The organism is Micromonospora haikouensis (assembly GCF_000876225.1).
Taxonomy (GTDB): Bacteria; Actinomycetota; Actinomycetes; order Mycobacteriales; family Micromonosporaceae; genus Micromonospora; species Micromonospora haikouensis.
On the sequence record NZ_JXSX01000003.1, the window covers coordinates 503,667 to 521,980 of the forward strand.

Genomic DNA, 18,314 nt, shown 5'->3' on the forward strand with positions numbered 1-18,314 from the left:
GACATCATCGGTTGATGGGGACGAACCACCGGGGCGGCTGTACGGTCGGAACCGGACGACCGGGTAGGGTCTGACGCCGTGCCCGGCAATCCACGCCCCCGTACCGTGACCGGACTCCGGCTCGGCGAACTCGCCGACCGGCTCGCCGTCGAGGCCCCCGCGGGGGCCGCCGACCAGGCGGTGACCGGGGTGACCCACGCCAGCCAGGAGGTCCGCCCCGGCGACCTGTACGCGGCGCTGCCCGGCGCCCGCCGCCACGGCGCGGAGTTCGCCGCCGCCGCGGCCGCCGCCGGCGCGGTGGCCGCCCTCACCGACCCGGCCGGCGCGCCGGCGGTGGCCGCGGCGGGCCTGCCGGCGCTGGTGGTGCCTGACCCCCGCGCGGTGCTCGGCGCGCTCGCCTCCGCCGTCTACGGCGACCCCACCGCCGGCCTGACCGTCATCGGGATCACCGGCACCGCCGGCAAGACCTCCACGGCCTACCTCGTGGAGTCGGGGCTGCGCGCCGCCGGCCACGTCACGGGCCTGATCGGCACGGTGGAGACCCGGCTGGGCGACCTGGTCGTCGACAGCGTGCGCACCACCCCGGAGGCCACCGACCTGCACGCCATGCTCGCCGCGGCCCGGGAGCGCGGGGTCACCGCGCTGGTCATGGAGGTCTCCAGCCACGCCCTGGCCATGGGCCGGGTCGGCGGGGTGCGGTTCGCCGTCGGCGGCTACACCAACTTCGGCTCCGACCACCTGGACTTCCACGCCGACTCGGCGGACTACTTCGCGGCAAAGGCGCAGCTGTTCGACGGGCGCTGCGCCGTCGAGGTGCTCAACCACGACGAGTCGGCGCTGCGCGCGCTGTACACCCCCGCCACGGTCAGCTACTCGGCCGCCGGCGACCCCACCGCCACCTGGTACGCCACCGACGTCGACGGCGAAGGCTACGCGCAGCGGTTCACCGCGCACGGCCCCGGCGGGCTGACCGTGCCGGCCGGGGTCGCGCTGCCCGGGCGGCACAACGTCGCCAACGCCCTGCTGGCCATCGCCGCGCTGGTCGGCGCGGGGGTGGACCCGTCCACGGCCGCCGCCGGGGTGGCCGCCTGCGGCGGGGTGCCCGGCCGGCTGGAGCTGGTCTCGGCGGCCGGGCCGGTGCGCGGCGTGGTCGACTACGCGCACAAGACCGACGCGATCGTGGCGGCCCTGGCCGCGCTGCGCGAGCTGAGCGCCGGGCGGCTGATCTGCGTCATCGGCGCCGGTGGCGACCGGGACCGCGGCAAGCGGCCGGAGATGGGCGCCGCCGCCGCCCGGGGCGCCGACGTGGTGCTGGTGACCGACGACAACCCGCGCACCGAGGAGCCGGGCGCGATCCGGGCGGAGGTGCTGGCCGGGGCGTACGCCGCCGCCACGCCGGCCCGGATCGTCGAGGTGGCCGGCCGGCGCGCGGCGATCGACGAGGCGGTCCGGCTGGCCGCCCCGGGTGACGTGGTCGCCGTGCTCGGCAAGGGGCACGAACGTGGGCAGGAGGTGGGCGGCGAGGTGTTGCCGTTCGACGACCGTACGGAGCTGGCCGACGCGCTGCGCGCCCGCTTCGGGGACCTGGCGGGCCGCCGATGATCCCGCTGACGCTGGCCGAGGTGGCCGAGGCGGTCGGCGGCCGGCTGGTCGCCGCCGACCCGGCCGCCCGGGTGACGGGCCCGGTGGAGTTCGACTCGCGCAAGGCCGGGCCGGGCGCGCTGTTCGTGGCGTTCCCCGGCGAGAAGGTGGACGGCCACGACTACGCCGCCGCCGCCGTGGCCGCCGGCGCGGTGGCGGTGCTCGGCACCCGGGAGGTGCCCGGGGTGCCCATGGTGCTCGTCGGCGACGCCCTCGACGCGATGGGCCGGCTGGCCCGCGCGGTCGTGGACCGGCTGCCCGCGCTGACCGTGATCGGGCTGACCGGTTCGTCGGGCAAGACCACCACCAAGGACCTGATCGCCCAGCTCACCGCGCGGCTCGGCCCCACGGTGGCCCCGCCCGGGTCGTTCAACAACGAGCTGGGCCACCCGTGGACGGCGCTGCAGGCCGACGCGGACACCCGCTTCCTGGTGCTGGAGAAGGGCGCCCGGGGGGTGGGGCACGTGCGCTACCTGTGCGAGGTGGTGCCGCCGCGCATCTCGGTGGTGCTCAACGTCGGCGTGGCGCACCTCGGCGAGTTCGGCTCGGTGGAGAACATCGCGCTGGCCAAGGGGGAGCTGGTCGAGTCGCTGCCCGCCGACGGGCTGGCCGTGCTCAACGCCGACGACCCGCTCGTCGACGCGATGGCCGCCCGCACCGCCGCCCGCGTGGTGCGCTACGGCGAGGCCGCGCACGCCGACGTGCGGGCCGTGGACGTGACGCTGGACGGGCGCGGGCGCGCCGCGTACACCCTGGTGACCCCGGAGGGGAGCGCGGCCGTGCGGCTCGGGCTCACCGGCCGGCACCAGGTGTCGAACTCGCTGGCCGCCGCGGCGGTCGCCCGGGAGCTGGGCATGCCGCTGGCCGAACTGGCCGCCGCGCTGGGCGAGCTGGGCCTGGTCTCCACCCGACGGATGGACGTCTTCGAGCGCCCCGACGGCGTGACGGTGATCGACGACTCGTACAACGCGAACCCGGCGTCCACGGCGGTGGCGCTGCGGGCGCTCGCCGGGATGCGCGGCGCGGGACGGGCGGTCGCGGTGCTCGGCTACATGGCCGAGCTGGGGGAGTACGAACGACAGGGGCACCTGGAGGTCGGCCGGCTCGCGGCCGAGCTGGGTGTGGACCGGCTGCTCGTGGTGGGCGAGCCGGCGGCGCCGATCCACGAGGGCGCGACAGCGGTAGAGGACTGGGGAGGAAAATCGGTGCTGCTCACCGATCAGGCGGCGGCCGTCGAGGTGCTGCGCAGTGAACTACGGGCGGGCGACGTCGTCCTGGTGAAGGGCTCCCGGTACCGCACCTGGGAGGTGGCCGACGCGCTGCGCGCCGACGCCACGGACGGGGGTGCCGCCGCATGAGGGCGGTGATCGTCGCCATCGGGGTGGCGTTCCTCGTCTCGCTGTTCTGCACCCCGATCGCGATCAAGGTGTTCGCCCGGCTCAAGGCCGGCCAGCCGATCCGATCGAACCTCGGGCTCGCCAGCAACGAGGGCAAGAAGGGCACGCCGACGATGGGCGGCGTGGTCTTCATCCTGGCCACGGTCATCGCGTACGTCGCCGGGCACCTCGCCCTGACCACCCTGCCGGACGCGCAGATCGCCCAGGTCGAGCCGACCATCACCGCGCTGGTGCTGCTGGGCCTGATGGTGTTCTCCGGCGCGGTCGGCTTCATCGACGACTTCCTGAAGGTCCGCAAGCGCAACAGCGGCGGGCTCAACAAGCGGGGCAAGCTGGCCGGGCAGATCCTGGTCGGCGCGGCCTTCGGCGTCGTCGCGCTCTACTTCCCCAGCAGCATGACCGACGCCAGCGGGGCGGCCACCAACACCGAGACCGTGGGCGCCACGACGCTGAGCTTCATCCGGGACATCCCCGCGCTGGACGTCACCAAGATCGGCGCGGTGGTCATCTTCATCTTCGTGGTGATGGCGGCGACCAACGGCGTGAACCTCACCGACGGACTGGACGGCCTGGCCACCGGCGCGTCGGTGATGGTCCTCGCCGCGTACGCGCTGATCGCGTTCTGGCAGTACCGGCACTGGTGCGCCGACCCGTCGTACACGGCGAACCCGGACAACTACTGCTACACGGTGCGGGACCCGCTGGAGATCGCGCTGATCGCCGGGGCGGCGGCCGGGGCCTGCGTGGGCTTCCTGTGGTGGAACACCTCGCCGGCCCGGATCTTCATGGGCGACACCGGCGCGCTCGGCCTGGGCGGCCTGATCGCCGGTATGGCGATGTCCACCCGCACCATCCTGCTGCTGCCGATCATCGGCGGGCTCTTCGTGATCATCACGATGTCGGTGGTCATCCAGATCATCTCGTTCCGCACCACCGGCAAGCGGGTGTTCCGCATGTCGCCGTTGCAGCACCACTTCGAGCTCGCCGGGTGGAGCGAGGTCAACATCGTGGTCCGGTTCTGGATCATCGCGGGGATCGGCGTGGCCATCGCGCTCGGCCTGTTCTACAGCGACTTCCTCGCCGCGATGGGCTGATCCGCCGGCGCGGCCCCACCCCGCGCGGACCGGCGCGCCAGGCGTCAAGAAGGGGCCCCTGCTATGCCGAATGCTTTAACAGGGGGCCCTTCCTTTCGCCCGGCGACACGCCGACCACGGCGTTCGGCCGGAACGGGCCGCTCGCATTCGCGATGATGGGCGGGTGGGGGAGGACCGAGGCACCAGCGCGACAACGACCGACACGTCCGGCCGACGCGGCCCGGGGGGCGGCCGGGGGGTCGACCCGCCGGCCGCCGCGCCGGGGTTCGGCCTGGACGCCGCCGGCGGGCTGGCCGCGCTGCGCGGCCTGCTGGCCCGCCCCCTGGCCTCCTACTATCTGCTGATCTCCAGCGCCGGGCTGCTGCTGGTCATCGGCCTGACCATGGTCTTCTCGGCCACCAGCGTGAAGAACTACGCCGAGGAGGGCAACGCCTTCGCCGACGCCACCCAACAGGCGATCTTCGCGGTGATCGGGGTGGTGGCGTTCTGGGTGTGCCAGCGGCTGCCGGCGAGCACCTACCGGTCGGTGGCCGGCACGGCGCTCGGCATCGCGGTGGTGCTGCTGCTGGTGCTCAACCTGCTGCTCGCGCTCGACTCGTTCTTCGGGGTGAAGCGGGTGGGGCCGCTGGAGGCCAACCTGCTGTGGCTGTTCGTCGGCGGCGTCCAGCTCCAGCCCTCCGAGCTGGCGAAGTTCGCGCTGGTGCTGTGGGGGGCCGACGTGCTGGCCCGCAAGGGCGCCCGGCTCGGCTGGTGGAAGGAGCTGGCCACCCCGCTGTTCCCCGTGGTCGCGCTGCTGTTCGTGCTGGTCGGCTACAACGACGTCGGCACGATGCTCTGCCTGCTGGCCCTCGTCGTCGGCCTGCTCTGGGCGGCCGGCGTGCGCACCAAGGTCTTCGCCGTGCTGTCGGTGATCGGGCTGGTCGGCATCGGGCTGCTCGTCGCCGCCGCCTCGCTGGGCGCGGGTTCGGGGGCGAAGGGGCAGGAGAACTACCGGCTGGCCCGGCTCACCACCTTCGTCAACCCGCCGCCACCCCAGGAGTGCTTCGCCGAGCAGTGCTACCAGGTCGCCCAGGCCCGCAACGCCATCGAGCACGGCGGCTGGTTCGGCGTCGGGCTGGGCAAGAGCAGCTTCAAGTTCGGCTGGCTGCCCGAGGCGCACAACGACTTCATCTTCGCCGTCCTCGCCGAGGAGCTGGGCGTGGTCGGCTGCGTCGTGCTGATCACCCTGTTCGCGGTGCTCGGCTACACCGGGCTGCGCATCGCCCGGCGGGTGGAGGATCCGTTCCGTCGGCTCGCCGCCGCCGGGGCCACCACCTGGCTGGTCGGGCAGGCGATCATCAACATCGGCGGGGTGACCGGCCTGATGCCGCTGACCGGCGTGCCGCTGCCGTTCATCTCCGACGGCGGAAGCGCCCTGGTGGTGACCATGGCGGCGATCGGGATGCTCGCCTCGTTCGCCCGCTGCGAACCCGACGCGGCCCGAGCCCTGCATGCCCGTCCGCCCGCCCGATGGGTCCGACTACTCTGGGCCCCGTTGCCGCCGCTTCCCGGCCGGCGTCGTCGTCCGGCGCCGCCACCGGCGGACCGTGGGTCCGTACCCCGGTCGCGGGCGCGGCGCGAGGACGACCAGGCCGCATCCCGTGGCGCCCGGCCGGACCGGGCCCGGGGCGGGACGGCGAGCGAGAGGAGACGCTGATGGGTCCGCTGCGTTCGGTGGTGCTCTGCGGAGGAGGCACGGGTGGCCACATCTACCCGCTGCTCGCCTTCGCCGACTGCCTGCGCCGACACGACCCGGGCGTCCGGATCACCTGCCTCGGCACACCCAAGGGCCTGGAGAACGAGCTGATCCCGCCGGCCGGCTACGACCTGCGGCAGATCCCGGCCTACCAGCTGCCCCGGTCGGTGAACATGAGCCTCGTCCGCACCCCCGACCGGATGTGGAAGGCGGCCCGCGCGGCGGGCAAGGTGATCGACGAGGTCCGGGCCGACGTGGTCGTCGGCTTCGGCGGGTACGTCTCCGTGCCCGGCTACCTGGCCGCGTGGCGGCGCGAGCTGCCGATCGTCATCCACGAGGTGAACGTGCCGCCGGGGGTGGCCAACCGGCTCGGCATGAAGTTCACGAGCAACGTCGCGGTGGGCTTCCCGCACCAGCCGGCGCAGGCCGAGGCGCTGCGCGACGCCCGGGTGGTCGGGGTGCCGCTGCGCCGGGGCATCGCCGGGCTGGACCGGGCCGCCAACGCCGCCGCCGCCCGCGCCCACTTCGGACTCCGGCCGGACCTGCCGGTCCTCTTCGTCGCCGGCGGCTCGCAGGGCGCCCGGTCGATCAACCTCGCCGTGGCGGGCGCGGCCAAGGAGCTGGCCCGGCACGGCGTGCAGGTGCTGCACGTGATGGGCGCCCGCAACGAGCCGGTGCCGATCCCCAGTGACCTGCCGGTGCCGTACGTGACGCTGCCGTACCTGTCCCAGATGGAGATCGGCTACGCCGCCGCCGACCTGATGCTCGGCCGGGGCGGGGCGATGACCTGCGCCGAGGTCGCCGCGATCGGGCTGCCCACCGTCTACGTGCCGTACCCGCACAGCAACCAGGAGCAGAAGCGCAACGCGCTGCCCGTGGTGGAGGCCGGCGGCGGGCTGCTCGTCGACGACGCCGAGCTGACCCCGGCCTGGGTGGAACGCACGATCATCCCGCTGATCCGCGACCCGCACCGGCTCGCCGCGATGGGCGCCGCCGCGGCGGCGTACGGGCGGCGCGACGGCGACGAGGCGCTGCTGAACTTCGTCTACGAGGCGGTGGCCCGATGAGGGGCGCGGCCGTCGCGACCGGAAGGTTCCCGTCATGAACACCGCGCAGTTCACCCCGGCCGGCACGCTGACCGCCGAGGACCTGGGCCGGATCCACCTCATCGGCGTCGGCGGCGTCGGCATGAGCGGGCTGGCCCGGCTCTTCCTCACCCGGGGCCTGCCGGTCTCCGGCAGCGAGCTGCGGGAGTGGCCGTCGCTGGCCGGGATGCGGGCGCTGGGCGGGACCATCCACATGACCCACGAGCCGTCCAACCTCGACGGCGTCGACACGGTCGTCTACTCCTCGGCGATCCCGCAGGACCACGTGGAGATGGTGGAGGCGCGGCGGCGCGGGCTGCGGGTGCTGCACCGCTCCGAGGCGCTCGCGGCGGCGATGACCGGCCGGCGCACGGTGGCGATCGCCGGCACCCACGGCAAGACCACCACCACCTCGATGGTGACGATGGTGCTCCAGCAGGCCGGCGCCGATCCGTCCTTCGTGATCGGTGGGGAGATCTCCGAGGTCGGCTCCGGGGCGCACCACGGCACGGGCGAGCACTTCGTGGTCGAGGCGGACGAGAGCGACCGCTCGTTCCTCATCTACCGCCCGTACGTCTCGGTGATCACCAACATCGAGGCCGACCACCTCAACACGTACGGGGACCTGGCCACCCTGGAGGCGGCGTTCGCCGAGTTCGCCCGGCTCACCGACCCCGACGGGTTCATCGTCACCTGCGCCGACGACCCGGGCGGGCGGCGGCTGGCGCAGACGCTGCGGGCCGAGGGCCGTCGGGTGCACACGTACGGCGAGGCGGCCGACGCCGACCTGCGGCTGAGCGAGGTCGTCTCCTCCGCGCAGGGGGTGCGCTACCTCGCCGAGATCGACGGGCGGTCGCTGGGCGAGTTCCGGCTGCCGGTGCCCGGGCGGCACATGGGGCTCAACAGCGCGTCGGCGGTGCTCACCGCGTACCTGCTGGGGTTGCCCGTCGAGGCGGCGGAGGCCGCGCTCGCGGCGTTCCCCGGGGTGCGGCGGCGCTTCGAGCGCAAGGGCGTCGCCGACGGCGTGCTGGTCTACGACGAGTACGCCTACCACCCGACCTCGATGACGCTGGCGATGCGGACGCTGCGCGAGGTGGCCGGCGAGGGGCGGCTGATCGTGGTGTTCCAGCCCTACCGGCTCTACCGCACCCGCGACCTGCAGGCGGAGATCGCCGCCGCCCTCGGCCTCGCCGACGAGCTGGTCCTGCTGGAGGTCTTCGGCCCCGGCGAGCTGCGCCAGCCGGGGGAGGGCTCGGCGGCGCTGGTGGAGGCGGTGCCGCTGCCGGCCGACCGGAAGGTCTTCGTCGGCTCCTGGGAGGACGCGCCGGTCGAGGTGGCCCGCCGGGCGCGCCCGGGCGACGTGGTGGTGACGATGGGCGCCCCGCCGATCTCGCTGATGGGCGACGAGCTGCTGGCGGCCCTGTCGGCCCGCGCCGGTGACGCCGCCGGCGGTGCGGGCGGCTCGGCGGCCACCGCCGGATGAGCCCCGGTCCGGCGCGCGGCCGCACGGCCGGCGCGGACCCGGGCGGCGGGCGGCGGGGGCCGGTGCGGCGCTGGCAGCTGGTGCGGGCCGGCTCGGACGCGGTGCCGCCGTCGACCCGGCGGTTCATGGCCCGGGCCCGGCAGCGCCGGATGCGCGCGGCGCTGCCCTGGGCGGTGACCGCCGGGGTGCTGGCCGTGGCCGCGCTGGTGGCCTGGACGGTGCTCGGCACCGGGCTGCTCGGCGTGCGTGAGGTGCGGGTGGAGGGCGCCGAGCTGGTCACCGCCGTGGAGGTCCGCGAGGCCGCCGCCGTGCCGGACGACCAGCCGCTGGCGCGGGTCGACCTGGCCGCCGTCGCCCGGCGGATCGGCACCCTCGCCCCCGTGGAGCGGGCGACGGTCACCCGGGACTGGCCGGACGCGCTGGTGGTGCGGGTGGTGGAGCGCACCCCGGCGGCGGTGGTGCCGCAGGGCGAGCGGTTCGCCGTGGTCGACGGGTCCGGGGTGGTCTTCCGGTCGCTGCCCCGGCAGCCGGAGGGCCTGCCGGTGGTGCGGGTCGGCCGGCCGGGGCCGACGGATCCGGGCACCCTGGCCGGGCTGGAGGTGCTGGGCGCGCTGACCCCGGAGCTGCGCGGGCAGCTGGTGGAGGTCGGCGTCGAAGGGCTGGCCCGGATCAGCCTGCGGCTGCGCGGCGACCGGACCGTCGTCTGGGGCGACGCCACCCGGGGGGCGGACAAGGCCCGGGTCGCCACGGCCCTGCTCGGTCGGAAGGCCGACACGATCGACGTGAGCGCGCCGGACGTCGTCACCTTCAAGTGACCGGCCGGTCAGCGGCCCGCCCGTGGTGGCCGCCCGGTGGCGCGGGTAGGCCGGTGGCGCGGGCCGGAAGATGAGGCGTGGCCCTCTCCGGCGGCGACACGCCGGGCGGGTCCTTGGCTCCGGGCGTGGGGCCGCTTACGTTGCCCCGAAGAGGATCAGTAGTTGACATAACAGTAAGCCTCTAGTAGAGGGTGAGGGTTCACCTCTCGCCTCGTTGGGGGCCCGGCCGTGTCGGCGCTGGTCTGGCCAAGCCGTGTGGGGTCGGCCCATGCCAATCTCGAAGGGAAAGGACCGGAGATGACACCTCCGCACAACTACCTGGCGGTCATCAAGGTCGTCGGCATCGGGGGCGGCGGCGTCAACGCCGTCAACCGGATGATCGAGGTTGGGCTCAAGGGCGTCGAGTTCATCGCGATCAACACCGACGCGCAGGCGCTGCTGATGAGCGACGCCGACGTCAAGCTGGACGTGGGGCGCGAGCTGACCCGAGGGCTCGGCGCGGGCGCCAACCCCGACGTCGGCAAGAACGCCGCGGAGGACCACCGCGACGAGATCGAGGAGGTGCTCAAGGGCGCCGACATGGTCTTCGTGACGTGCGGCGAGGGCGGCGGCACCGGCACCGGCGGTGCGCCCGTGGTGGCCAACATCGCCCGCAAGCTCGGCGCGCTGACCATCGGCGTGGTCACCCGGCCGTTCTCGTTCGAGGGCAAGCGCCGCCAGGTGCAGGCCGAGGCGGGGATAGACGAGCTGCGCAACCAGTGCGACACGCTGATCGTCATCCCCAACGACCGGCTGCTGGCGCTCGGTGACCGCAACATCAGCATGATGGACGCGTTCCGCACGGCCGACCAGGTGCTCCTCTCCGGTGTCCAGGGCATCACCGACCTGATCACCACCCCGGGTCTGATCAACCTGGACTTCGCCGACGTCAAGAGCGTGATGAGCGGCGCGGGCAGTGCGCTCATGGGCATCGGCAGCGCCCGGGGCGAGAACCGCGCGGTCGAGGCGGCGGAGGCGGCCATCTCCAGCCCGCTGCTGGAGCAGAGCATGGACGGCGCGCGCGGCGTGCTGCTCTCCATCGCCGGCGGCTCCGACCTCGGCCTGTTCGAGATCAACGACGCGGCGCAGCTGGTCACCGACGCGGCCCACCCGGACGCCAACATCATCTTCGGCGCGGTCATCGACGACGCCCTCGGCGACGAGGTGCGGGTCACCGTGATCGCCGCCGGGTTCGACGGCGGGACGCCGGCGTACAAGCCCGAGCCGAGCCGCAAGAGCAACCAGAACCAGCCGGCCCAGCCGACCACGCCGACGCCGCCCCCGGCCACGATGCCGGCGCCGTCCCAGTCGCCGCGGCGGGTGCTCTTCGACGACGTGGACGTGCCGGACTTCCTCAAGAACGGGTCCTGACGGCCGGAGATGACCGACGTGAACCCGACGGTGCGCCCGGACCCGGGGCACCCCGACCGCCGGGCCGAGCTGGCGGCCGGGCTGGCCCGGGTCCGGTCCCGGATCGCCGACGCCTGCGCGGCGGCGGGGCGGGACCGCGCCGAGGTCACCATGGTCGCGGTGACCAAGACCTATCCGGCCTCCGACGTGCTGGCCCTGGCCGGGCTCGGCGTGGTCGACATGGGGGAGAACCGGGACCAGGAGGCCGCCGGCAAGGCCGCCGAGGTGGCCGCCGCCGGGGCGACGCCCCGCTGGCACTTCATCGGGCAGCTGCAGCGCAACAAGTGCCGGTCGGTGGTCCGCTACGCCGACGTCGTCCAGTCGGTCGACAGCGTCCGGCTGGCCCGGGCGCTCGACGCCGCGGCCCTGGCGAGCCGGGACCGGCCCGTCGACGTGCTGGTGCAGGTCAGCATCGACGCCGACCCGGCCCGGGGCGGGGCGCTGCCGGGCTCGGCCGACGCGGACGTCGGCCTCGGCCCGGTGGCCGAGGCGGTGGCCGGCGCGGCGGGGCTGCGGCTGGCCGGGCTGATGGCGGTGGCGCCGCTGGGCTGGGAGCCGCAGCGGGCGTTCGCCCGGCTCGCGGAGGTGGCGCAGGCGTTCCGCGCGGCCCATCCGGAGGCGGTCGCGCTCTCCGCCGGGATGAGCGGGGACCTGGAGGCGGCGATCCGACACGGCGCGACACATGTCCGCGTCGGCAGCGCGTTGCTCGGAATGCGTTCCACGCTGCGGTAGCCTGACCCGCGAGAGAAGCAAATTACATCAGTGTTGTTTCAGGAGCGGCGTCCCGTCGTCAGGGGGCGCGGCCCACGACCGCGAATCGTGGGCCGGGGATTGCTGTTCCGGTCCGGTGGGCAGGTTGTCCACTCGCGAGAAGCGACACGGCACGGGGGCGCGTGCCGCACGGCGGACGGAAGGGCGCGGGATGGGTGCACTGCGCAAGGCGGGGGTCTGGCTCGGTCTGGTCGAGGAGGACGACGAGCGGGCGTACGACGACGGTGGCTACGAAAAGGGTGGCTACCGGGAGTCGTCGCGCTACCGGCAGGGCCGGTACGCCGAGGAGTTCGCCGACGACGACGATGACGATGCCGACGAGCCGCCGGCGCCGCGGCCCCGGGCCGGCGAGCGGGGTCGGCTGACCGAGCGCTCCGCCACCCGTCCGCTGGACTCCGACCGGGACCGGGCGGACTCCGACCGGCCGGAGCGCGCCGAGCGGGTCGAGCGACCCGACCGGTCCAGCGTCCGGTCGATCACCCGCAGCTCGGGCGGGGAGGGCTCCGGCGCGCTCACCTACCACACGCGCGACAACCTCGCCCTGGCCCCGCAGGCCCAGCCGAGGGAGCGGGTGGCCCCGGTGGAGGAGGAGCAGCGTTACCAGATCACCACGCTGCACCCCACCACCTACCGCGAGGCCCGCACGATCGGGGAGCACTTCCGCGACGGCGTCCCGGTGATCATCAACCTCACCGAGATGGACGAGGCCGATGCCCGCCGGTTGGTCGACTTCGCCGCCGGGCTGGCCTTCGGGCTGCGCGGTACGATCGAGCGCGTGACCAACCGGGTGTTCCTGCTCTCACCGGCCAACGTCCAGGTCACCGCGGAGGACAAGGCCAAGATCGCTGAGGGTGGGTTCTTCAGCCTGAGTTAGCCCCGCCCGACCGAGGGACGTCGCCTGCTGTGTTGTCGATCCTGCTGCAAGTGCTGTACCTGATTCTGTATGTCTTCCTGATCATTCTTCTGGCCCGGTTTGTCCTCAGCGCGGTCCTCGCCTACGGGCGCCGCTGGCAGCCCGGCCGGGGAGCGACGGTGGGGCTGGAATCCGTGTGGAGCGTCACTGATCCGCCTCTCAAGGCGTTGAGGCGTGTGATCCCTCCGCTGCGAATTGGTACCGTGAGCATCGACCTGGCCTCCCTTGTGCTCCTGGTTATCCTGTTCGTGCTGATGGAGTTCGTGTTGAAGCGGCTGATCCTCGGGTGATGAAGACCCGCAGGTCCAGCCCGCTACGCGGCCGCAACTGACCCGAGGAGTTTCGATGCCGCTGACCCCGGCCGACGTCCACAACGTCGCCTTCAAAAAGCCGCCGATCGGCAAGCGGGGGTACGACGAGGAGGAGGTCGACGCCTTCCTGGACGAGGTCGAGCGCGAGCTTGCCCGTCTGATCGAGGAGAACAACGAGCTGCGCGCCCAGGTGGAGCGCGGCGGTCGCGGCGGTGCCCCCGCCGGTCCGGGCGGCGACGCCCGGCTCGCCGCGGAGCTCAACGACGTCAAGGCCCAGCTCGACCGGGTGCAGCGCGACAAGGTGGCCGCCGAGCAGGCCGCCCGGGCGATGCAGGCCGAGCTGGAGCAGGTCCGCGCCCAGGGTGGCCCGGCCGTGGCCGGCGACGGCGAGCAGCAGGCGCTGCGGGTGCTGATGATGGCCCAGCGCACCGCCGACGACCACGTCTCCGACGCCCGCCGCGAGGCCGACCAGCTGCTGTCCGAGGCCCGGTCCAAGGCCGAGGAGGTCACCCGCGAGGCGCGCGCCAAGGCCGACGCCCTGGAGCGCGACGCCCGCCAGCGGCACCAGGAGGCCATGGGCGGCCTCGACGCCAAGCGCACCGCGCTGCAGAAGCACATCGAGGAGCTCAAGCAGTTCGAGCGGGAGTACCGCACCCGGCTCAAGGCCTACCTGGAGAGCCAGCTGCGCGACCTCGACGGCCGTGGTCAGGGCCTGGAGGCCGAGATGACCCGGGCCGAGGGCGGCCGGGCCGTCGGGGGCAGCAACGGCCTCGCGGCCGCCGGCCTCGCCGGCTCGTACGGCGGCGGGCGCTCCGGCGCGCTGGAGTCCGGCCGCTGATCTTCGGTGCGGCGGCCGTCGTGGGGACGGCCGCCGACCGTGCCACCTGCATCCGACGCGGCGGGGGTGAGCCGTGATAGTCGCAAGCCTGTTGCTCATCCTCGTCGCGGTCGTGCTCCTGGTGGTCGGCCTCACCGGTGGCTCCAGCGTGCTGCTGGCCGCGTCCATCGCGGCCAGCCTGCTGGCCGCCGTCGCGTTGGTGGTGGGTGCCCGCCAGGCGGCCGCCACCCGGGCGGCAGCCTCACGGGTCGACCCCGACCCGTCCGGGGAGCATTGGCCTCCGGCGGGCCGCGTCCCACGGGACGCGGCCGGGCCCCCGGCCGGGCCGGACATTCCGGCCCAACGCGTTTCGTCCACGATCGGCGCCGACGACCCCGGGTGGCGGCAACCGCCCGGGTCGCCGGCCGCCGGGGCGGACCTGCCCGCCGACGCGGCGGGCGAGACCGCCACGCCCCTCGACGAGCCGCCCGCGCTCCGGGTGTCCCCGGCCGACGCGGCGCTGGTCGCCGAGCTCGACGCGGAGGTCCAGGTGGTGGACGGCCGGCCCCGCTACCACCTGTCCGACTGCCTCCACCTCTACGGCCGGGAGGCCGAGCCGCTGCCGGTGGCCGAGGCGGTGCGGCTGGGGTTCACCCCGTGCGCCCGCTGCGCCCCGGACGATGCCCTCCTCGCCGACGCCCGGCCGCTCTGACGCCCGATGGACGACACGCTCACCGTCGCCGTGCGGGTCAAGCCGGGTGCCGCCCGTGCCCGCGTCGGCGGCCGGCACGACGGCCCGCTCGGGCCGGCACTGGTGATCGCCGTGAACGCCCCGCCGGTCGACGGCCGGGCGACCGAGGCGGCCCGCCGGGCCCTCGCCGACGCGCTCGGCGTCCGGCCGGCGGCCGTCGCGCTGCGGTCCGGGGCGGCGAGCCGGGACAAGCTCTTCGCGGTCGAGCGCCCGACGCCGGAGCTGACGGAGACGCTGCGCCGACTGCGCGACGGGGCCGGCCGGTGACGGCTGGCCGCACCGGGCCGGCATGACGCCCGGGTTCGATCTCGCACTGCTGCTCGGCGCCGGGGTGTTGCTGGTGGCGGTCGGCGCGGTCCGCTTCTCCACCCGCCTCGGCGTGCCCAGCCTCCTGGTCTACCTGGCCCTCGGGGTGGCCATCGGCGAGTCCGGGCTGGGCATCCGCTTCGACGACGTCGACCTGACCCGCACCCTCGGTTTCTGCGCCCTGATCGTGATCATCGCCGAGGGCGGGCTGACCGCCCGGTGGAGCACCCTGCGCCCGGTGCTTGGCCTCGCCTCGGCGCTGTCCACCGTCGGCGTGGTGGTGAGCATCCTGGTGGTCGGCCTGGCGGTGCACCTGCTGCTCGGGCTGGACTGGCGGCTGGCGATGCTCTACGGCGCGGTGCTCTCGTCCACCGACGCCGCCGCCGTCTTCGCGACGCTGCGCCGGCTGCGCCTGCCACCCCGGCTGGTCGCCACCCTGGAGGCCGAGTCGGGGATGAACGACGCCCCGGTGGTGCTGCTGGTGGTGCTGCTGTCCCGCTCGGCCACCGAGGCCGGCCACCTCTGGTGGTACGAGGTGCTGCTGCTCGGCTACGAGCTGGGCGTGGGCGCGGCCGTCGGGGTGGGCGCGGGGCTGGCCGGCCGGGCGGCGCTGCGCCGGGCGGCGCTGCCCTCGGCGGGGCTGTACCCGATCGCGGTGGTCGGCTTCACCGTGCTCGCGTACGCCGCCGGTGCGGTGCTGCACGCGTCGGGCTTCCTCGCCGTGTATGTGGCGGGGGTGCTGCTGGGCAACGCCCGGCTGCCGCACCGGCAGGCGATCCTCGGCTTCGCCGACGGGCTGGCCTGGCTGGCGCAGATCGGCCTGTTCGTGCTGCTCGGGCTGCTGGTCTCGCCGGGCCGGCTGGAGGCGGCGGTGCTGCCGGCGGTGGTCGCCGGGCTGGCGCTGCTGCTGCTGGCCCGGCCGCTGTCGGTGGCGGTGTCGGCCACCCCGTTCCGCGTCGGCCCCCGCGAGCAGGCGTTCCTGTCCTGGGCGGGGCTGCGCGGGGCGGTGCCGATCGTGCTGGCGACCATCCCGCTGTCGCAGCGGGTGCCGGGGGCGGAGCAGCTCTTCGACGCGGTCTTCGTGCTGGTGGTGATCTTCACGGTGCTCCAGGCGGGCACGCTCGCCCCGGCCGCGCGTCGGCTGCGGGTCACCGCGCCCGCCGAGCCGGCGGAGATCCGGGTGGAGACCGCGCCGCTGGAGCGGATGCGGGCCGACCTGCTCCAGTTGGAGGTGCCGCCGGGCTCGCGGCTGGGCGGGGTGCACGTGGACGAGCTTCGGCTGCCGGTGGGCGCGTCGGTGACGCTGGTGCTGCGCGACGGGGTGGGCTTCGTGCCCGGCCCGGACACCCGGCTGAAGGCGGGCGACAGCCTGCTGATCGTGGCCACCGCCGGGGTGCGGGACGCGGCCGAGCGGCGGCTGCGGGCGGTGAGCCGCCGGGGCCGCCTGGCGCGGTGGTTTGGCGAGTACGGCGACGACCGCGACGACTGATCTGCTAGCGTTCCTTTTGCCCATTTGAGGGCTTTTCGAGGCGGATTAGCGGTGCGGCGGTGCGGCACGTTGTCGGACGCCTGTACGTTCCGTATTCTTGCCAACCTCCGGAGTGCGCGGCGGTCCTCGCCGCGCGCCCGTTTTGTTACCTGGGGGCGCCAGGCCGGTGACCCCTGTCCAGAGGCCGTGGCATGCCGCGGTCCCGTGGCGCGAGGGAGTGACGATGGTGAAGCCAGCCGACACCAGGACCGCCGGGCGTAAGCCGGTGGCCAGGACCACCCGCAGCGCCGCGGAGACCGAGAAGATCCGGGCGGCGCTGGCGGCCCGCCGCGACGAGCTGAGCGCCGAGTACGATCAGACGCTGAGCGAGATCACCGAGCTGCAGCGCGATCGGCTGACCGACTCGGCCGGGGACGACCAGGCCGACACCGGCACCAAGACGTTCGAGCGGGAGCAGGAGATCTCACTCGCCAACAGCATCCGGGAACGGATCACGCAGGTCGAGCGGGCCCTGGAGCGGCTCGACGAGGGCGGCTACGGCTGGTGCGAGAAGTGCGGCGACCCGATCCCGGTGGAGCGGCTCGCCGCCTTCCCGTCGGCGACCCTCTGCGTGAAGTGCAAGCAGCTGGAGGAGCGGCGCTGACCTCGCTCCCCGGCCGGTCAGGGCGGTGAGCGATCACCGCCGGGAGCGTCGATGGGGAGCAGATGACGGCTACACCGCCCGCCGGAACCGAGACCGGCACCGCCGAGCCGGGCGGGGGCAGGGCCCGACGCCGGGCGATCGTGCTCCTCGCCGGCGTCGGCCTGTTCGCCTTCCTGGCCGATCTGCTCACCAAGCACCTCGCGTTGCAGGCGCTCAGCGACCGGGAGCCGGTGAAGCTGCTCGGGGGCGCGGTCTACCTCAGCCTCACCCGCAACAGCGGGGCGGCGTGGAGCATCGGCAGCGACCACACCTGGGTCTTCCCGCTGATCACCATCGCGGTGATCGGCTGGATCGGCTGGATGGCGCTGCGGCTGCGTTCGGTGCCGTGGGCGGTCTCGCTCGGCCTGGTGCTGGGCGGGGCGCTGGGCAACCTGGCCGACCGGATCTTCCGCGCGCCCGGCCACTTCGTCGGGCACGTGGTCGACATGATCAGCCTCTTCGACCCGTACGGGCAGGTGTGGCCGGTGTTCAACCTGGCCGACAGCGCGCTGGTCTGCGGCGTGGTGCTCGCCGTGTTCCTGGAGCTGACGGGCCGCCAGCGCGACGGCTCCCGGCTCGGCCGGGACAAGCCGGCCGCCGAGGTCCCGGTCGAGCAGGGGGAGCGGGCGTGACGGCGGCGTTCGCCACCGGCGGCGACCACCGTTCCCTGCCGGTCCCCGACGGCCTGGACGGCATGCGGCTCGACCAGGCCGTGTCCCGGCTGTTCGGGCTCTCCCGCACCGCCGCCGCGAACCTGGTCGACGGCGGGGACGCGCTGGTCGACGGCGTCGTGCGGCCGAACTCGCACAAGGTCAAGGCCGGCTCCTGGCTGGAGGTGACGCTGCCCGCCCCGGTCGCCCCGCCGACCGTCGTGCCGCAGGCGGTGCCCGGCCTCACCGTCGTGTATGCCGACGACGACATCGTGGTCGTGGACAAGCCGGTCGGCGTCGCCGCCCACCCCAGCCCCGGCTGGACCGGGCCGACCGTGATCGGCGGGCTGGCCGGGATCGGGCACCGCATCTCCACCAGCGGCGCGGCCGAGCGGCAGGGCGTGGTGCACCGGCTCGACGTGGGCACCACCGGGATCATGGTGGTGGCCAAGAGCGAGCAGGCGTACACGGCGCTGAAGCGGGCCTTCAAGTACCGCGAGGTGGAGAAGCGTTACCACGCCGTGGTGCAGGGGCACCCGGACCCGTCGCGCGGCACCATCGACGCCCCGATCGACCGGCACCCGCACCACGACTACCGGTGGGCGGTGGTCTCCGGCGGCAAGCCGAGCATCACCCACTACGACACGCTGGAGGCGTTCCCGTCGGCGAGCCTGCTCGACGTCCGGCTGGAGACGGGGCGCACCCACCAGATCCGGGTGCACTTCTCCTCGCTGCGCCACCCCTGCGTCGGTGACCTCACCTACGGCGCGGACCCGACCCTGTCGGCCCGGCTCGGGCTGGCCCGGCAGTGGCTGCACGCCCGGTCGCTGAGCTTCCAGCATCCCCGCACGGGCGACGAGGTGACCTTCGTGAGCGACTATCCCGACGACCTGGACCGGGCGCTGCGGGTCCTCCGCGACTGACC

The 18,314-nt window shown here is 74.4% G+C and carries 18 protein-coding genes; all 18 read left to right on the forward strand.

The window, feature by feature from the left end; genetic code table 11:
- The first annotated feature begins 78 nt into the window (after positions 1-78).
- The gene (locus tag TK50_RS23880; protein ID WP_043967296.1) at positions 79-1,602 is read left to right on the forward strand and encodes a UDP-N-acetylmuramoyl-L-alanyl-D-glutamate--2,6-diaminopimelate ligase; all 1,524 of its coding nucleotides are present in this window, start codon (positions 79-81) and stop codon (positions 1,600-1,602) included.
- Positions 1,599-2,999 carry a UDP-N-acetylmuramoyl-tripeptide--D-alanyl-D-alanine ligase gene (locus TK50_RS23885; protein ID WP_043967298.1) on the forward strand — a complete coding sequence of 467 codons (1,401 nt, stop codon included), beginning with the start codon at positions 1,599-1,601 and terminating at the stop codon, positions 2,997-2,999. The genes TK50_RS23880 and TK50_RS23885 overlap by 4 nt, the downstream gene beginning before the upstream one ends.
- Positions 2,996-4,132, forward strand: coding sequence for a phospho-N-acetylmuramoyl-pentapeptide-transferase (gene mraY / locus TK50_RS23890; RefSeq protein WP_043967300.1), 1,137 nt, complete (start codon positions 2,996-2,998; stop codon positions 4,130-4,132). Before TK50_RS23885 ends, mraY begins: the two co-directional genes overlap by 4 nt.
- A gap of 289 nt (positions 4,133-4,421) precedes the next feature.
- Complete coding sequence (locus TK50_RS23895) at positions 4,422-5,828, forward strand: FtsW/RodA/SpoVE family cell cycle protein (RefSeq protein WP_229405286.1); 1,407 nt, start codon at positions 4,422-4,424, stop codon at positions 5,826-5,828.
- The gene (murG, locus tag TK50_RS23900) at positions 5,828-6,934 is read left to right on the forward strand and encodes an undecaprenyldiphospho-muramoylpentapeptide beta-N-acetylglucosaminyltransferase (RefSeq protein WP_043967301.1); all 1,107 of its coding nucleotides are present in this window, start codon (positions 5,828-5,830) and stop codon (positions 6,932-6,934) included. Before TK50_RS23895 ends, murG begins: the two co-directional genes overlap by 1 nt.
- A gap of 34 nt (positions 6,935-6,968) precedes the next feature.
- Positions 6,969-8,435: a UDP-N-acetylmuramate--L-alanine ligase gene (gene murC, locus TK50_RS23905; protein ID WP_043967302.1), complete on the forward strand. Its 1,467-nt coding sequence runs from the start codon at positions 6,969-6,971 to the stop codon at positions 8,433-8,435.
- A complete protein-coding gene (locus TK50_RS23910) occupies positions 8,432-9,250 on the forward strand; it encodes a cell division protein FtsQ/DivIB (protein WP_043967304.1) in 819 nt (272 codons plus the stop codon). The genes murC and TK50_RS23910 overlap by 4 nt, the downstream gene beginning before the upstream one ends.
- Before the next feature lie 297 nt (positions 9,251-9,547).
- Positions 9,548-10,660 carry a cell division protein FtsZ gene (gene ftsZ, locus TK50_RS23915; RefSeq protein ID WP_043967306.1) on the forward strand — a complete coding sequence of 371 codons (1,113 nt, stop codon included), beginning with the start codon at positions 9,548-9,550 and terminating at the stop codon, positions 10,658-10,660.
- Positions 10,661-10,669: 9 nt separating this feature from the next.
- Positions 10,670-11,431: a YggS family pyridoxal phosphate-dependent enzyme gene (locus TK50_RS23920; protein WP_043967308.1), complete on the forward strand. Its 762-nt coding sequence runs from the start codon at positions 10,670-10,672 to the stop codon at positions 11,429-11,431.
- Between the two features lie 190 nt (positions 11,432-11,621).
- On the forward strand, positions 11,622-12,344 hold the full coding sequence (locus tag TK50_RS23925) for a cell division protein SepF (protein WP_043967310.1): 723 nt from the start codon (positions 11,622-11,624) through the stop codon (positions 12,342-12,344).
- A gap of 29 nt (positions 12,345-12,373) precedes the next feature.
- Complete coding sequence (locus TK50_RS23930; RefSeq protein WP_043967312.1) at positions 12,374-12,673, forward strand: YggT family protein; 300 nt, start codon at positions 12,374-12,376, stop codon at positions 12,671-12,673.
- Positions 12,674-12,728: 55 nt separating this feature from the next.
- A complete protein-coding gene (locus TK50_RS23935) occupies positions 12,729-13,532 on the forward strand; it encodes a DivIVA domain-containing protein (RefSeq protein WP_043967314.1) in 804 nt (267 codons plus the stop codon).
- A 73-nt stretch (positions 13,533-13,605) separates the two neighbouring features.
- On the forward strand, positions 13,606-14,223 hold the full coding sequence (locus TK50_RS23940; RefSeq protein WP_043967316.1) for a hypothetical protein: 618 nt from the start codon (positions 13,606-13,608) through the stop codon (positions 14,221-14,223).
- A 6-nt stretch (positions 14,224-14,229) separates the two neighbouring features.
- Entirely contained in the window at positions 14,230-14,529 is a 300-nt protein-coding gene (locus TK50_RS23945) for a DUF167 domain-containing protein (RefSeq protein WP_043967318.1), read from the forward strand.
- Between the two features lie 22 nt (positions 14,530-14,551).
- Positions 14,552-16,057 carry a potassium/proton antiporter gene (locus TK50_RS23950; RefSeq protein ID WP_043967320.1) on the forward strand — a complete coding sequence of 502 codons (1,506 nt, stop codon included), beginning with the start codon at positions 14,552-14,554 and terminating at the stop codon, positions 16,055-16,057.
- A 223-nt stretch (positions 16,058-16,280) separates the two neighbouring features.
- Positions 16,281-16,700 (forward strand): TraR/DksA family transcriptional regulator, encoded by a 420-nt coding sequence (locus TK50_RS23955; protein WP_043969309.1) that lies wholly within the window; start codon positions 16,281-16,283, stop codon positions 16,698-16,700.
- Positions 16,701-16,762: 62 nt separating this feature from the next.
- Positions 16,763-17,371 carry a signal peptidase II gene (gene lspA / locus TK50_RS23960; RefSeq protein WP_043967322.1) on the forward strand — a complete coding sequence of 203 codons (609 nt, stop codon included), beginning with the start codon at positions 16,763-16,765 and terminating at the stop codon, positions 17,369-17,371.
- Positions 17,368-18,312: an RluA family pseudouridine synthase gene (locus tag TK50_RS23965; protein ID WP_043967324.1), complete on the forward strand. Its 945-nt coding sequence runs from the start codon at positions 17,368-17,370 to the stop codon at positions 18,310-18,312. The genes lspA and TK50_RS23965 overlap by 4 nt, the downstream gene beginning before the upstream one ends.
- The last annotated feature ends 2 nt before the right edge of the window (positions 18,313-18,314 follow it).

Coding starts and splice junctions, on each gene's coding strand:
- mraY (WP_043967300.1), top strand. CDS start 2,996: ATGAGGGCGGTGATCGTCGCCATCGGGGTGGCGTTCCTCGTCTCGCTG.
- TK50_RS23925 (WP_043967310.1), top strand. CDS start 11,622: ATGGGTGCACTGCGCAAGGCGGGGGTCTGGCTCGGTCTGGTCGAGGAG.
- ftsZ (WP_043967306.1), top strand. CDS start 9,548: ATGACACCTCCGCACAACTACCTGGCGGTCATCAAGGTCGTCGGCATC.
- TK50_RS23885 (WP_043967298.1), top strand. CDS start 1,599: ATGATCCCGCTGACGCTGGCCGAGGTGGCCGAGGCGGTCGGCGGCCGG.
- lspA (WP_043967322.1), top strand. CDS start 16,763: ATGACGGCTACACCGCCCGCCGGAACCGAGACCGGCACCGCCGAGCCG.
- murC (WP_043967302.1), top strand. CDS start 6,969: ATGAACACCGCGCAGTTCACCCCGGCCGGCACGCTGACCGCCGAGGAC.
- TK50_RS23910 (WP_043967304.1), top strand. CDS start 8,432: ATGAGCCCCGGTCCGGCGCGCGGCCGCACGGCCGGCGCGGACCCGGGC.
- murG (WP_043967301.1), top strand. CDS start 5,828: ATGGGTCCGCTGCGTTCGGTGGTGCTCTGCGGAGGAGGCACGGGTGGC.
- TK50_RS23955 (WP_043969309.1), top strand. CDS start 16,281: ATGGTGAAGCCAGCCGACACCAGGACCGCCGGGCGTAAGCCGGTGGCC.
- TK50_RS23920 (WP_043967308.1), top strand. CDS start 10,670: ATGACCGACGTGAACCCGACGGTGCGCCCGGACCCGGGGCACCCCGAC.
- TK50_RS23950 (WP_043967320.1), top strand. CDS start 14,552: ATGACGCCCGGGTTCGATCTCGCACTGCTGCTCGGCGCCGGGGTGTTG.
- TK50_RS23935 (WP_043967314.1), top strand. CDS start 12,729: ATGCCGCTGACCCCGGCCGACGTCCACAACGTCGCCTTCAAAAAGCCG.
- TK50_RS23945 (WP_043967318.1), top strand. CDS start 14,230: ATGGACGACACGCTCACCGTCGCCGTGCGGGTCAAGCCGGGTGCCGCC.